The following is a 14,386-nucleotide window of genomic DNA, read 5'->3' as shown; positions in this document are numbered from 1 at the left end:
AATTCAAATTGTATTCTCTTTAGTGGGCGTCAAAAAAAACGCCGGATTAACCGGCGTCTGACGACTGACTTAACGCTCAGGCTTTATTGTCCACTTTGCCGCGCGCTTCGTCACGTAATTCTCGTCGCAAAATTTTTCCGACGTTAGATTTCGGTAACTCATCACGAAACTCCACCAGCTTCGGTACTTTATAGCCTGTGAGCTGACGGCGGCAAAAAGTCACCAGTGATTCTTCCGTGAGTGACGAGTCTTTTTTCACCACGAAGATTTTCACCGCTTCACCGCTGGAACCGGAAGGTACGCCAACAGCCGCCACTTCCTGTACACCTGGGTGCTGCATGACCACATCTTCAATCTCATTGGGGTAGACGTTAAAGCCAGAAACCAGAATCATGTCTTTTTTACGATCGACAATGCGCAGGAATCCTTCTTCATCCATCACCGCGATGTCGCCGGTGTGTAACCAGCCATTTTTGATGATTTCATCGGTAGCATCCGGACGCTGCCAGTAGCCCAGCATCACCTGCGGCCCTTTGACACAAAGCTCACCCGGTTGACCCGGCGGTACTTCGTTATCGTCGTCATCAACCAACTTGGCTTCGGTCGACGGCACCGGCAAACCAATGCTACCGCTATGATAATCAATATCATACGGGTTAACGCTGACCAGCGGTGCACACTCGGTCAGGCCATAACCTTCCAGCAGATATTGTCCGGTCAGTTTCACCCAGCGTTCTGCCACCACTTGCTGAACAGGCATCCCACCACCAGCGGAAAGATGCAGACTGGAGAAATCCAGTTGCTGGAATTCTTTATTGTTCAGCAACGCGTTGAACAACGTGTTAACGCCGGTGATCGCGGTAAACGGATATTTCGCCAGCTCTTTCACCAGCCCCGGAATATCACGTGGGTTAGTAATAAGCAGATTCTGCCCGCCCAGTTCGATAAACAGCAGGCAGTTAATGGTCAATGCGAAAATGTGATACAGCGGCAATGCCGTCACCACCAGCTCTTTACCCGGATACAACAGCGGCCCGTAGGTCGCGTTAACCTGTTCCAGATTTGCCAGCATGTTGCGGTGAGTCAGCATTGCGCCTTTCGCCACGCCAGTGGTGCCGCCGGTGTATTGCAGGAAGGCTAAATCTTCCGGCACCAGTTCAGGTTTTACGTACTGCATCCGGTAACCATTATGCAGAGCGCTACGAAATGAAATGGCATCTGGCAGATGATATTTCGGCACCAGACGCTTGATGTATTTAACAACGAAGTTAACCAGCGTCCCTTTCGCCGTAGAAAGCTGATCGCCCATACGTGTCAGAATCACGTGCTGGACAGCGGTTTTATCAACCACTTTTTCCAGGGTATGGGCAAAGTTGGACACGATGACAATCGCAGATGCGCCGCTGTCGTTGAGCTGATGCTCAAGCTCGCGCGGGGTATATAACGGATTGACGTTTACGACGATCATCCCGGCGCGCAAAATGCCGAACAGCGCCACCGGATATTGCAATAAGTTAGGCATCATCAGCGCAACGCGATCGCCCTTCTTCAGCCCCAGCCCTTGTTGTAAATACGCGGCGAACGCACGGCTGCGCTCTTCCAGTTTGCGGAAGGTCATCACCTCCCCCATATTCACAAACGCGGGCTTGTCGGCATAGCGCGCGACCGATTGCTCAAACATATCTACCAGAGATTGATAACGGTCAGGGTTGATCTCCGTCGGAACATCCGCGGGATAACGGTTAAGCCAAACCTTCTTCAATTCTTCACCTCTAAAATGCGTGTTCGTCGTCATCGCAACCCCAAGTGGTATACATGTTATTAACATAATATTAACTCATCATACCAGCTTGATAATTCCCCAACGAAAAGGTTGCGAAGCGCGTCACTATTTATTTTTATCTTTACTCTAAGAATGCAGAAACAGCGGACCAGCCGCTGTTTCTTTTTCTTTAAAAACAAGCAATTATTCAGTTACAACTGTTTGTACTCTTGCAGGGCCGGGATTATACCAGCCCCATCCGCCGTAGCCATAGGGCCAGCCACGGCCACCATAAAACCACGGATCAATCGGCTGCGGCGGCATAATCACCTGCTGGGTTAAATGCCAACGCTTATAGCCCGTTACCTGCATAACCATAAATTTATAGGGTGTATTGCCGATTTTACCGTCAACCGTACCGGTGATTGGCCCGACAACCGTCACCAGTTGTCCGCGGAAATCAACTGGATCAAGAAAACCGTTCACATCGGCATAAATGCGCCCGCGAGAAGGTTCCCCCAACGTCGGCCTGGCTCCGCTATCGAGCGGTACGGTGGCAATTTCCAGACGGGTTTTCCCCTGCTGGTTTTGTACCGCAACCACTTTGCCGCCAAAGCGCGCTTCCTGACCAACATACAATTGCGGCGCACTCATCACCCGAACTAAATCTTGTTGCGGCGTGGGACTGCTGCCTTTAATGGCATCCGGCACAGTGACACAACCGCTCAACATTAGCGCAAACGTACCTGCCAGTATGCCTTTGATAACATTCTTTTGAACCGCCATGATGCGACTCCTTTTTTTCTCAGGGCATACTCTTAAGATTCATTCTTTGCCCGGAAGTTTCTTCCACGCGACGTTGTTACGCAAATAAACCGGCTCGGCATGTTCCACTGCCACCGTTTTGCCTTCAGCAAAGAGCTGGCAGGCAATCGGCAGCATATCTTCTGCGGCGGGCAGTAACACTTCGCCATCGCGCAAAACCAGCCCGCTCTCTTTACCGAGATCCGGCCAGGCTTGCCAGCCTGTCCCCACCGTCACCCATTCACCGGAAAGCTGCTGCATCCGCTCATGAACGAGTTCTGGTTTGAGTACAGCTTCGGTTTCTTCACCGTGCCAGATACCATTTTCATCACGCTGATATTCGGCCCAGTAAACTTCGCCCATTCGCGCGTCAATGGCCGCCAGCACACGGGTCGCGCCATTTTTGCGCCATGCCCCTTGCGCCATGGTCATTAGCGTGGAGACGCCAATCATCGGCAGCTCCGCGCCAAGCGCCAGCCCTTGTGCAATACCAATACCGATACGCACACCGGTGAAGCTACCGGGACCACGCCCGTAAGCTAATGCGTTTATGTTAGTCAGGGAGGTTCCGCTGGTGGTCAGGATATCCTGCACCATCGGTAAGATTCGTTGAGTATGTTCACGTGGGCAAAGCTCAAAATGAGCGTTGACAGTGCCGTCATTCCACAGGGCGACAGAGCAGGCCTCTGTCGCGGTATCGATAGCCAGAATTCGCATGGGTCTTCGTGCTTAGATCAATAAAAAGGCGCGCATCATACCATACTCCATCACAAATTACCTGGAGGAAGGTATCGCAAGGAAACGAACCGCACGGGCTATATCACGGGTGCGCGGCGCAGGCGGCAGGCTGGCGAGGAACGTCGCGCCGTAAGGGCGCATCACCAGCCGATTGTCGCAAATCACCAGCACACCGCGATCGTCGGCGTCGCGAATCAGTCGCCCTACCCCCTGTTTGAGAGTAATGACCGCATCTGGCAGTTGCACTTCATCGAACGGGTCGCCACCGCGCAAACGACAATCTTCCATTCGCGCTTTTAGTAGTGGGTCGTCCGGCGAGGTAAACGGCAACTTGTCGATAATCACCAGTGACAGCGTATCGCCGCGCACATCCACCCCTTCCCAGAAACTACTGGTTGCGACAAGAAGCGCGTTACCGGCACTGACAAACTGCTGCAACAATTGCCCTTTACTGGTTTCACCCTGCAACAAAACGGGAAGCGTCATGGTGGCACGGAACTGCTCGGCCAGATCACGCATCATGGCGTGTGAGGTGCAAAGCATAAAGCAGCGCCCATTGTTGGCTTCGATGAGCGGTCGCAACATTGCTGCCAGTTGCCGTGCGGAACCCGGTTGATTAGTTTGCGGCAGGTTACGCGGCACACAGAGTAACGCCTGGCGGCTGTAATCAAATGGGCTGGGTAACAGCAACGACTCGGCCTGTTCGATGCCAAGCCGGGAGGTAAAATGATGCAGATCGTCATTCACTGACAACGTTGCCGAGGTAAAAATCCAGCTTCCGGGTTTTTGTGCCATTAACTCTTTGAATTTATCCGCCACGCTGAGCGGCGTCAGCGCCAGAGTGAAATGACGTGAGGTGCATTCGTACCAGTAACTGTAGCCCGGTTGGTTGATCTCTTTCAGCCGCTTCAGACGTGTGCGATATAACGTGGCACGTTCAAATGCCGCATCCAGCAACGCGGAACGACCCAGCGACAATTTCGCCACGTCGTAACAGAGTTCAAGCGTGTCATCGAGCAGTAAAAACGCCCGCTGAATTTGCGGATTGGCTAACAATTCGCGCAGATTGCCACGATAACCCGGCTCACCGAGTTGCAGGCGAAAATCCTGCGCACTCTGAGCAAGGCGGTCGGCGCACTTTTGTAACTGTTGAGTGTCTTTTAATTCAGTGCGATAGGCGATGGTGATGTCTTTTGCCAGGTCGAGCAGTTGTCGGCTGGAAAGTGACTGACCAAAGTACTGGCTGGCAATATCCGGCAACTGATGGGCTTCGTCGAAGATCATCACGTCCGCTTCCGGGATCAGTTCGCCAAATCCGCTCTCTTTGACCACCATATCCGCCAGAAACAAATGATGGTTTACCACCACTACATCGGCGTCCATCGCTTTTTTGCGTGCTTTGACCACAAAGCAATCTTTATACATCGGGCAGTCGCTGCCGAGGCAGTTATCGTTAGTGCTGGTGACCAGCGGCCATGCCTGAGAATCTTCCGCAACGCTGACGCAGGTGCTGATATCTCCATCGACGGTTTGATTGGACCAGGAGCGTAGCAGGATCACATCGCTTAAGATTTGTACCGGCAGATCGCCGCCCGCCAGCGCCTGCTGTTCGAGACGTTCGAGGCAGAGGTAGTTTGAACGTCCTTTCAACAATGCCACATTGCCGGTGTATTTCAGCGCCTTTGACACCGTCGGCAAATCACGGCTGTAGAGTTGATCTTGTAATGCTTTCGAGCCAGTCGAGATAATGACTTTCTTTTTCGCCCGCAGCGCAGGGGCAAGGTAAGCGTAGGTTTTGCCCGTACCGGTTCCCGCTTCCACCACCAGCGGTTGGCTTTTTTCTATCGCCCCGGTGACGGCTACCGCCATCTGTCGCTGTGGTTCACGCGGCTTAAAGCCTGGTATCGCTTTCGCCAACTGACCGTCTGGTGCAAAATCGTCCGTCACACTACCCCCTGTTGATTTGAACAGGGATTATGTCAGGCTAGGCTATTTTTCGCCAGTTGAAGTGATGACGGCGACTTCACATTGTGGCAGTCTTTGCAGCACAAAAATGGAATGATAATGAGGACAAAATGATGACTATCGTTCGTATAGACGCCGAAGCCCGCTGGTCTGATGTGGTGATCCACAACAACACGCTCTACTACACTGGCGTACCGGAAAACCTCGACGCCGATGCTTTTGAGCAAACGGCAAATACACTGGCGCAAATTGACGCGGTGCTGGAAAAACAGGGCAGCAATAAGTCGAGCATTCTGGATGCCACCATTTTTCTGGCCGATAAAAACGACTTTGCGGCAATGAATAAAGCGTGGGATGCCTGGGTTGTCGCGGGTCATGCTCCGGTACGCTGCACGGTGCAAGCGGGACTGATGAATCCGCAGTATAAAGTTGAAATTAAGATTATTGCGGCGGTTTAATTCCGGAAGAGAATTATCGAAAATACTGGTCGATCATGAACAAATCGACCAGTGCTTAAGCTCTTACTTTAGATGGACGGTGCCCCAGTCGGGGGCTTTATTATTTATTTTTTTGATTTCAAGTTTATTTATAAAGAAACGATATTAATCATAAAAACTAAACCACGTGTTAATCACTCAATTAACCTAACCTGTTTTCCGCTGTTGCCCTTACTTACCTGAACAACCAAGCTACGGTACTACGATTCTCTGTTAATTTCGGCACATCACTAGATAACCCGCCATGACCTGCTACCTTTAAAATACCTGAATGTCAACAGGTTAACGAATGAGATATTGTCATAATCCTTTTGATATTAGGCACAATTTAATGTCATATATAGCCTTATCGAAAACGTGGTTAATTTAAGGACAAGAATATGCCTGCTGTAATAGATAAAGCCCTGGATTTCATTAGTGCTATGGATATATCAGCACCAACCCCCAGCTCTATGAATGAAAGTACGGCGAAGGGAATATTTAAATATTTGCATGCTCTGGGTGTACCCGCGACGGCCACCGATATTACTGCGCGAGCTGAACAGGAAGGCTGGAATCCTGGATTCACGGAAAAAATGGTTGGCTGGGCAAAAAAAATGGAGTCTGGTGAACGCGTGGTGATTAAAAACCCTGAATACTTCTCGTCTTATATGCAGGAAGAACTTAAAGCCCTTGTGTGAGTCAAAACTCCAGCACTAAAAATCAATCCGGACGCTTTCATTGATCTTAGAAAAGCGTCCTTTTTTCTCGTTATCAATAAAACCGCTGAATTCAATCAAGCAAAACAGCCCCGCGTTTCTTTGGTTCAAACGCTGCAGGCCAAATGGTTCGCTTGTCATAATGCACCCCGTTGAAACAAACATTCTGAAGATCTGTCCCAGCGAAATTAGCACCTCTTAAATCGGCAGCGGTAAAATCTGCCCCACAAAGTCGTGAATGTCTAAAATCAGCAGCAATGGGGCGTGACTGATAAAAATTACAATTCGTCAGATCGGCGTGATTTAGCCAGGCACACATCAGGGCGGCAGACGAGAGGTCGGCCCCAATAAGGGAGGATGTGATGAAACTGATATTACGCAGATGCGCATCATTAAACCGAGCACCATCCAGACACATGCCATCAAAAATAGCGCGATGTAAATTCATGCCGGAAAAATCCCAGCCGATGAGGCTATCCGTATCAAGATACAGAACGTCATCCGTGACGAAATCGATACGGATCATTGTGTATTACTCGTCTTCATCCTCAAAACGCGCCACAATCCGTTCGCCGGAATGGTTGGCGCGTAACTCTTCGGCTACCAGTGCGATTGCCTGACCGCTGCTCATCCCCTGTGCCATCAATTCCTGAATCCGCTCAACGGCTTTTTGCTGCTGTTCATGGGTGAGTGAAGGTAAACCTGCAAACATTGTTAACTCCTGCTAAATTGTTGGCGCTAATTATTTCATGCTACCCGGCACATAGCCAGTAGAGTCAGGACTAATGAAGACGTTATCTCCCGCTGTGATTACTTTACCCTGGCGTCAGGACGCCGCTGAATTTTATTTCTCCCGCTTGAGCCACTTGCCGTGGGCGATGCTTTTGCACTCCGGCTATGCCGATCATCCGCATAGTCGGTTTGATATTGTGGTGGCAGACCCCGTTTGCACCTTAACAACTCACGGTAATGAAACCGTGGTGTGTGAAGGAGAAACCCGTACAACGACCACTGATGACCCGTTAAAGGTACTCCAACAGGCGCTGGAGCATGCAAACATTCACCCGTTGCATAATGGTAATTTGCCATTTCAGGGTGGCGCACTGGGTTTATTTGGCTATGACCTGGGCCGCCGTTTTGAGTCCCTGCCGGAATTGGCGCTGAGAGATATCAACCTTCCTGATATGGCGGTAGGTATCTACGACTGGGCGTTGATTGTCGACCACCAGCACCGGGTTGTTTCTTTGCTGAGTCATAATGATGTCAATGCCCGTCTGGCGTGGCTGGAAAACCAGCAAATTACACCGCAGGGTGATTTCACGCTAACCTCTGCCTGGCAATCTAATATGAGCCGCGAACAGTATGGCGAGAAATTTCGCCAGGTGCAGGAATATCTGCACAGCGGCGATTGTTACCAGGTGAATCTTGCCCAGCGTTTTCAAGCTACCTATTCTGGTGATGAGTGGCTGGCGTTCGTTAAACTCAACCAGGCCAACCGTGCACCATTTAGTGCCTTCCTGCGCCTGGAGCAAGGTGCGATTTTAAGCCTCTCGCCAGAACGTTTTATTCTTTGTGCTGATGGTGAGATCCAGACCCGTCCGATTAAAGGCACTCTGCCGCGTCTGGCCGATCCTCAGGAAGATAGCAAACAGGCAGAAAAACTGGCGAACTCACCGAAAGATCGCGCCGAAAACCTGATGATTGTCGATTTAATGCGTAATGATATTGGCCGTGTTGCCGTCGCAGGTTCGGTAAAAGTGCCGGAGCTGTTCGTGGTGGAGCCCTTCCCTGCAGTGCATCATCTGGTCAGCACCATAACGGCACGCCTTCCCGAGCAGTTGCATGCCAGCGATCTGCTGCGCGCGGCTTTTCCCGGAGGCTCAATCACCGGCGCACCGAAAGTACGGGCAATGGAAATTATCGACGAACTGGAACCTCAGCGACGCAACGCCTGGTGTGGCAGCATTGGCTATTTAAGTTTTTGCGGCAATATGGACACCAGCATCACTATCCGCACCCTGACCGCGGTTAACGGGCAAATTTACTGCTCTGCGGGCGGCGGTATTGTCGCCGATAGCCAGGAAGAGGCGGAATATCAGGAAACTTTTGATAAAGTTAATCGTATTCTGAAGCAACTGGAGAAGTAAGACGTGGAATACCGTAGCCTGACGCTTGATGATTTTTTATCACGCTTTCAACTTTTGCGCCCGCAAATTAACCGGGAAACCTTAAATCATCGTCAGGCTGCTGTGTTAATCCCCATCGTGCGCCGACCGCAACCGGGTTTGTTACTTACTCAGCGTTCAATTCACCTGCGTAAACACGCCGGACAGGTGGCGTTTCCAGGTGGCGCAGTAGATGACACCGACGCGTCAGTTATCGCCGCCGCGCTACGCGAAGCCGAAGAAGAAGTCGCTATACCGCCTTCAGCCGTTGAAGTTATCGGCGTGCTGCCGCCCGTCGATAGCGTAACGGGTTACCAGGTAACCCCAGTCGTCGGTATTATCCCGCCCGATTTACCCTATCGCGCCAGTGAAGATGAAGTCTCCGCTGTGTTTGAAATGCCGCTCGCTCAGGCATTACATCTGGGGCGCTATCACCCTTTAGATATCTACCGCCGTGGCGATTCACATCGGGTATGGCTTTCCTGGTACGAACAGTATTTTGTATGGGGAATGACCGCAGGCATAATTCGTGAGCTGGCGCTGCAAATTGGTGTGAAACCCTGACTATACTTATCTTTACATCTACAAAACACTACTTGAGACAATCATCGCAATATTAGTTAAATCGCGGTTTTTGATTAGTTTAATTCATGTGAATAGTTAAGCCGATCGCCGCGTTCCCTCTTACACTATGCGCTGTTATTAGTTCGTTACTGGAAGTCCAGTCACCTTGTCAGGAGTATTATCGTGATTAGTCTATTCGACATGTTTAAGGTGGGGATTGGTCCCTCATCTTCCCATACTGTAGGGCCTATGAAGGCGGGTAAACAGTTCGTCGATGATCTGGTCGAAAAAGGCTTACTGGATAGCGTTACCCGCGTTGCCGTGGACGTTTACGGTTCTCTATCGCTGACGGGTAAAGGCCATCATACCGATATCGCCATTATTATGGGTCTTGCAGGTAACGAACCTGCCACCGTGGATATCGACAGTATTCCCGGTTTTATTCGCGACGTAGAAGAGCGCGAACGTCTGCTGCTGGCGCAGGGACGGCATGAAGTGGATTTCCCCCGTGACAATGGGATGCGTTTTCATAACGGCAACCTGCCGCTGCATGAAAACGGGATGCAGATCCACGCGTATAATGGCGATAAAGTTGTTTACAGCAAAACTTATTATTCCATCGGCGGCGGTTTTATCGTCGATGAAGAACATTTTGGTCACGATGCCACCAACGAAGTCAGTGTGCCGTATCCGTTTAAATCTGCAACCGAGTTGCTGGCGTACTGTAATGAAACTGGCTATTCCCTTTCCGGCCTGGCAATGCAGAACGAACTGGCGCTGCACAGTAAGAAAGAGATCGATGACTATTTCGCGCATGTCTGGCAGACCATGCAGGCGTGTATCGATCGCGGAATGAATACCGAAGGCGTATTGCCTGGGCCGCTGCGTGTTCCGCGCCGTGCATCTGCCCTGCGCCGGATGCTGGTTTCCAGCGATAAACTGTCTAACGATCCGATGAATGTTATCGACTGGGTGAACATGTTTGCGCTGGCAGTGAACGAAGAAAACGCCGCAGGTGGGCGCGTGGTGACAGCGCCTACCAACGGTGCGTGCGGCATTGTTCCGGCAGTGTTGGCCTATTACGACCACTTTATTGAATCGGTCAGCCCGGATATCTATACCCGCTATTTTATGGCCGCTGGGGCAATTGGCGCGTTGTATAAAATGAACGCTTCTATTTCCGGTGCTGAAGTGGGTTGTCAGGGCGAAGTCGGCGTAGCCTGTTCAATGGCCGCCGCAGGCCTGGCTGAATTGTTGGGCGGTAGCCCGGAACAGGTTTGTGTGGCAGCGGAAATTGGGATGGAACACAACCTCGGTCTGACCTGCGATCCGGTGGCCGGTCAGGTTCAGGTGCCATGCATTGAGCGTAATGCTATTGCATCGGTGAAGGCGATCAACGCCGCACGCATGGCTTTACGCCGCACCAGTGCTCCGCGCGTCTCGCTGGATAAAGTCATCGAGACAATGTACGAAACCGGTAAGGATATGAACGCCAAGTACCGTGAAACCTCTCGCGGTGGTCTGGCAATAAAAGTCCAGTGTGACTAATACTTTTCTTTCGCCCATCTGCAACGGATGGGCGAATTTCCCCCGCTTTCTCGTCTGCTGTAAATTTCCCCACTACACTTCCACTGTTGCGTCAGGCGTTTGTTGCCATACGCTTACAGGGCGGCCCGCATGCAAAAAGCACAACGGATCATCAAAACTTATCGCCGTAATCGAATGATTGTTTGTACAATTTGCGCACTCTTTACGCTTGTGGCGACACTAAGCGTGCGATTTATTTCACAGCGTAATTTAAATCAACAGCGGGTGATACTTTTCGCCAATCACGCGGTTGAAGAGCTGGATAATATATTGCAACCCCTTCAGGCGGGACGCGAGATGTTACTTCCGTTGATTGGCCTCCCTTGCTCAGTCACTCATTTGCCTCTACGCAAACAAGCCGCAAAACTGCAAACGGTGCGTTCTATTGGTCTGGTACAAAACGGTACACTTTACTGCTCCAGTATCTTTGGCTATCGCAATGTTCCGGTTCATGATATTCAGGCCGATTTGCCCGCCCCACAGGCTCTTTTGCGCCTTACCACCGATCGCGTATTGATTAAAGGTAGTCCAGTGCTGATCCAGTGATATCCCTCTCAATCACATACTGGCGATGGCGTTCTGGAGATGATCAACATTGACCTATTGACGACGATGTTACTGGAACCGCAGTTGCCGCAAATTAGAAACGCCAGCCTGACGGTGGCTGATCGCCATTTACTCTATGGTGACGGTCTGGTTGACGCTTTACCTCCACTTAATGGCAATGAACGTTACCAGGTTTCATCGCAGAACTTCCCTTTTACCATCAGCGTTAGCGGCCCTGGTGCGACAGCGCTGGCGTTACATCATCTTCCCAGCCAGTTTCCACTGGCGGTACTGTTGAGTTTACTGGTGGGTTACATCGCATGGCTGGCAACCGCCCATAGAATGAGCTTTTCGCGCGAAATTAATCTTGGCCTCGCGCAACATGAATTCGAGCTATTCTGTCAACCTTTACTAAACGCTCGTAGCCAGCAATGTGTTGGTGTAGAAATATTGCTGCGCTGGAATAACCCGCGTCAGGGGTGGATCTCACCAGATGTATTTATCCCTATCGCGGAAGAACATCATCTGATAGTGCCGCTTACCCGTTATGTGATGATGGAAACCATCCGCCAAATCCACGTTTTTCCAATGAGCAGCCAGTTTCACATTGGGATTAACGTCGCCCCCAGCCATTTTCGCCGCGGCGTGTTATTGAAGGATCTCAATCAATATTGGTTTAGTGCTAACCCGATTCAGCAACTCATCCTCGAAATCACCGAGCGCGATGCCTTACTGGATGTCGATTATCGGATTGCCCGCGAACTGCATCGTAAAAACGTCAAACTGGCGATTGATGACTTCGGCACCGGCAACAGTTCGTTTTCCTGGCTGGAAACGTTACGCCCTGATGTGCTGAAAATCGATAAGTCTTTCACCGCTGCAATTGGTTCCGATGCGGTTAACTCGACGGTAACCGATATCATCATCGCATTGGGGCAAAGACTGAATATTGAACTGGTGGCGGAGGGCGTAGAAACGCAAGAACAGGCGAAGTATTTACGCCGTCATGGGGTGCATATTTTACAAGGGTATTTGTACGCGCAGCCGATGCCACTGCGTGATTTCCCAAAATGGCTGGCGGGCAGCCAACCGCCGCCCGCCCGGCATAATGGGCATATCACGCCCGTCATGCCATTTCGTTAATGATTATTCGTCTTCGTCGTGCGCCAGTTGCTCTTTAACAATGCGAACCAGATCAACACGATAATCGTTAGCTTCAACAATGGTGATATGTAACGGCCCTACGTCAATCACATCGCCAGCACGCGGGATGTGACCATTTGCAGAAATCACCAGACCTGCCACCGTCGCGATATCATCGTCATCGGCAAGGTGCTCAACATCAAGCGCCTGCTGTAAGGCATGTAAGTCTGTACCGCCTTTTACCAGCCAGCCGTCGCCGTCAGTAATGATTTCCGGCGTTTCATCAGCGTCCGGGAACTCACCGGCAATGGCTTCCAGCACATCCAGAGGCGTGACCAGGCCTTGCACCACACCAAACTCGTTGGTAACGATAACAAAACTACCGCGAGCACGACGCAGCACGCCCAGCAGGTTGATCGGATCGAGGGTTTCCGGAACGATAATCGCCGGAGAAGCCGAGGCAATTGCTGCGACATCAACGCCATCTTCCAGCGCCACCAGCAGTTCTTTAGCACGCACGATACCGATGATTTCATCCAGTTCACCGCGACATACCGGGAACAGACTATGTGGCGAAGAAAGCAACTGCTCACGGATTTCATCAACACCGAGATTAGCGTCAACCCAGCTAATTTCGCCGCGCGGTGTCATAATCCCACGCAGAGAGCGAGACGCCAGTGTCAGCACGCCGTTAATCATATATCGCTCTTCTTCCGCAAACGCGCCTTCCGGCACAGGGATCGGCATCGGGTTATCGGCATCGTGCTGAACGTTCGCCTGACGTTTACCCCCCATCAAACGCAGGATGGCATCGGCAGTACGCGCACGCAGCGGTAAAGCTGACTGATGACGAATAAAGTTACGGCGCGCAATTTGGTTAAACACTTCGATGATGATCGAGAAGCCAATCGCGGCATACAGGTAACCTTTCGGAATATGGAAGCCAAACCCTTCAGCAACCAGGCTCAGACCAATCATTAACAAGAAGCTCAGGCAGAGCACCACCACTGTAGGATGCTGGTTAACGAATCTCGTCAACGGTTTCGACGCCAGCAACATGACCGCCATCGCAATCACCACCGCCGCCATCATCACCGGCAGGTGGTTGACCATCCCAACTGCGGTAATCACCGCATCCAGCGAGAAGACGGCATCGAGAATGACAATCTGCGTTACTACCACCCAGAAGCTGGCATAACCTTTACCGTGACCGGAATCATGATCGCGGTTTTCCAGCCGTTCATGCAGCTCCGTTGTCGCTTTAAACAGCAAGAATATCCCCCCGAACAACATAATCAGGTCGCGACCAGAGAAGGAAAAATCCATCACGGTAAATAGCGGTTTGGTCAGCGTGACCATCCATGAAATCAGCGACAGCAGTCCCAGACGCATGATCAGCGCCAGCGACAGTCCTAACAAACGAGCTTTATCACGTTGTTTCGGTGGCAGTTTGTCGGCAAGGATGGCGATGAAAACCAGGTTATCGATACCCAGCACGATTTCAAGAACGACAAGCGTGAGTAGCCCCACCCAAATCGAGGGGTCCATTAAGAATTCCATGACAAGCTCCTGCTTAAGGAATAGCTATTCGGCGCCAGAAATAATGCAGGCGTAACAACAAAATGCAAACAAAAGGTGCGGCAAAAAGTGCCAGAAAGGCAGGCGCTGAAAGGCCTGATGCTGAAATGACGTCGGTGACGATCCATACTGCGGGCTGCTGCCCTATACTCCTTGGTTGTTAAACGGGAGTTAAACATATCAGAGAGACCTCTGATTTGGCAAAGATTTACCTTCCTTTGCAAACAAATGTGACGAAAATATTTTCTCTTTCGGAATTTTGATAATCCAAAGTTAAATTACGGATCTTCATCACATAAAATATTTTTTTCGATATCTAAAATAAATCGCGAAACGCAG

13 protein-coding genes and 1 pseudogene are annotated in these 14,386 nt (G+C 50.9%); 6 read left to right on the top strand and 8 right to left on the bottom strand.

The window, feature by feature from the left end:
* Positions 1–76: 76 nt before the first annotated feature.
* From fadD to C7B16_RS00395, 4 genes are all read right to left on the bottom strand, one after another.
* Entirely contained in the window at positions 77–1,762 is a 1,686-nt protein-coding gene (gene fadD, locus C7B16_RS00410; protein WP_010376141.1) for a long-chain-fatty-acid--CoA ligase FadD, read from the bottom strand.
* 204 nt (positions 1,763–1,966) lie between these two features.
* Entirely contained in the window at positions 1,967–2,548 is a 582-nt protein-coding gene (gene yeaY, locus C7B16_RS00405; protein WP_000290579.1) for a Slp family lipoprotein YeaY, read from the bottom strand.
* A 39-nt stretch (positions 2,549–2,587) separates the two neighbouring features.
* A complete protein-coding gene (tsaB, locus tag C7B16_RS00400; RefSeq protein ID WP_001221005.1) occupies positions 2,588–3,283 on the bottom strand; it encodes a tRNA (adenosine(37)-N6)-threonylcarbamoyltransferase complex dimerization subunit type 1 TsaB in 696 nt (231 codons plus the stop codon).
* A gap of 57 nt (positions 3,284–3,340) precedes the next feature.
* On the bottom strand, positions 3,341–5,251 hold the full coding sequence (locus tag C7B16_RS00395; RefSeq protein WP_000128825.1) for an ATP-dependent DNA helicase: 1,911 nt from the start codon (positions 5,249–5,251) through the stop codon (positions 3,341–3,343).
* Positions 5,252–5,382: 131 nt separating this feature from the next.
* On the opposite strand from C7B16_RS00395, the gene C7B16_RS00390 reads away from it, so the two are divergent.
* Both C7B16_RS00390 and C7B16_RS00385 read left to right on the top strand, forming a co-directional pair.
* The gene (locus C7B16_RS00390) at positions 5,383–5,727 is read left to right on the top strand and encodes a RidA family protein (RefSeq protein WP_010376144.1); all 345 of its coding nucleotides are present in this window, start codon (positions 5,383–5,385) and stop codon (positions 5,725–5,727) included.
* 419 nt (positions 5,728–6,146) lie between these two features.
* Entirely contained in the window at positions 6,147–6,446 is a 300-nt protein-coding gene (locus tag C7B16_RS00385; RefSeq protein WP_001112001.1) for a DUF1889 family protein, read from the top strand.
* A 91-nt stretch (positions 6,447–6,537) separates the two neighbouring features.
* Here the strand turns inward: C7B16_RS00385 and C7B16_RS00380 are convergent, their stop codons facing one another.
* Together C7B16_RS00380 and C7B16_RS00375 are read right to left on the bottom strand one after the other, a co-directional pair.
* Positions 6,538–6,990, bottom strand: a complete 453-nt coding sequence (locus C7B16_RS00380; RefSeq protein WP_000618094.1) for a pentapeptide repeat-containing protein — start codon at positions 6,988–6,990, stop codon at positions 6,538–6,540.
* 6 nt (positions 6,991–6,996) lie between these two features.
* On the bottom strand, positions 6,997–7,176 hold the full coding sequence (locus C7B16_RS00375; protein ID WP_000457334.1) for a YoaH family protein: 180 nt from the start codon (positions 7,174–7,176) through the stop codon (positions 6,997–6,999).
* Positions 7,177–7,249: 73 nt separating this feature from the next.
* On the opposite strand from C7B16_RS00375, the gene pabB reads away from it, so the two are divergent.
* The 4 genes and pseudogenes from pabB to C7B16_RS00355 all read left to right on the top strand — a co-directional run bounded on the left by pabB (position 7,250) and on the right by C7B16_RS00355 (position 12,469).
* Positions 7,250–8,611: an aminodeoxychorismate synthase component 1 gene (pabB, locus tag C7B16_RS00370; RefSeq protein ID WP_001516272.1), complete on the top strand. Its 1,362-nt coding sequence runs from the start codon at positions 7,250–7,252 to the stop codon at positions 8,609–8,611.
* A 3-nt stretch (positions 8,612–8,614) separates the two neighbouring features.
* On the top strand, positions 8,615–9,193 hold the full coding sequence (locus C7B16_RS00365; protein WP_000456725.1) for a CoA pyrophosphatase: 579 nt from the start codon (positions 8,615–8,617) through the stop codon (positions 9,191–9,193).
* A 183-nt stretch (positions 9,194–9,376) separates the two neighbouring features.
* The gene (gene sdaA / locus C7B16_RS00360; RefSeq protein ID WP_000624308.1) at positions 9,377–10,741 is read left to right on the top strand and encodes an L-serine ammonia-lyase; all 1,365 of its coding nucleotides are present in this window, start codon (positions 9,377–9,379) and stop codon (positions 10,739–10,741) included.
* Between the two features lie 129 nt (positions 10,742–10,870).
* Positions 10,871–12,469: pseudogene (locus C7B16_RS00355) on the top strand (EAL domain-containing protein).
* Between the two features lie 3 nt (positions 12,470–12,472).
* Here the strand turns inward: C7B16_RS00355 and yoaE are convergent.
* Both yoaE and C7B16_RS25580 read right to left on the bottom strand, forming a co-directional pair.
* Positions 12,473–14,029 carry a CNNM family cation transport protein YoaE gene (gene yoaE, locus C7B16_RS00350; RefSeq protein ID WP_000395006.1) on the bottom strand — a complete coding sequence of 519 codons (1,557 nt, stop codon included), beginning with the start codon at positions 14,027–14,029 and terminating at the stop codon, positions 12,473–12,475.
* Positions 14,017–14,175 carry a protein YoaL gene (locus C7B16_RS25580; RefSeq protein WP_269471531.1) on the bottom strand — a complete coding sequence of 53 codons (159 nt, stop codon included), beginning with the start codon at positions 14,173–14,175 and terminating at the stop codon, positions 14,017–14,019. Before C7B16_RS25580 ends, yoaE begins: the two co-directional genes overlap by 13 nt.
* Between the last annotated feature and the right edge of the window lie 211 nt (positions 14,176–14,386).

It is taken from the genome of Escherichia sp. 20412-1 (assembly GCF_003027595.1).
Classification (GTDB): Bacteria; Pseudomonadota; Gammaproteobacteria; order Enterobacterales; family Enterobacteriaceae; genus Escherichia; species Escherichia marmotae.
Note: the sequence above shows the minus strand (reverse complement) of the source record. Positions and strands in the feature narration are given on the sequence as shown.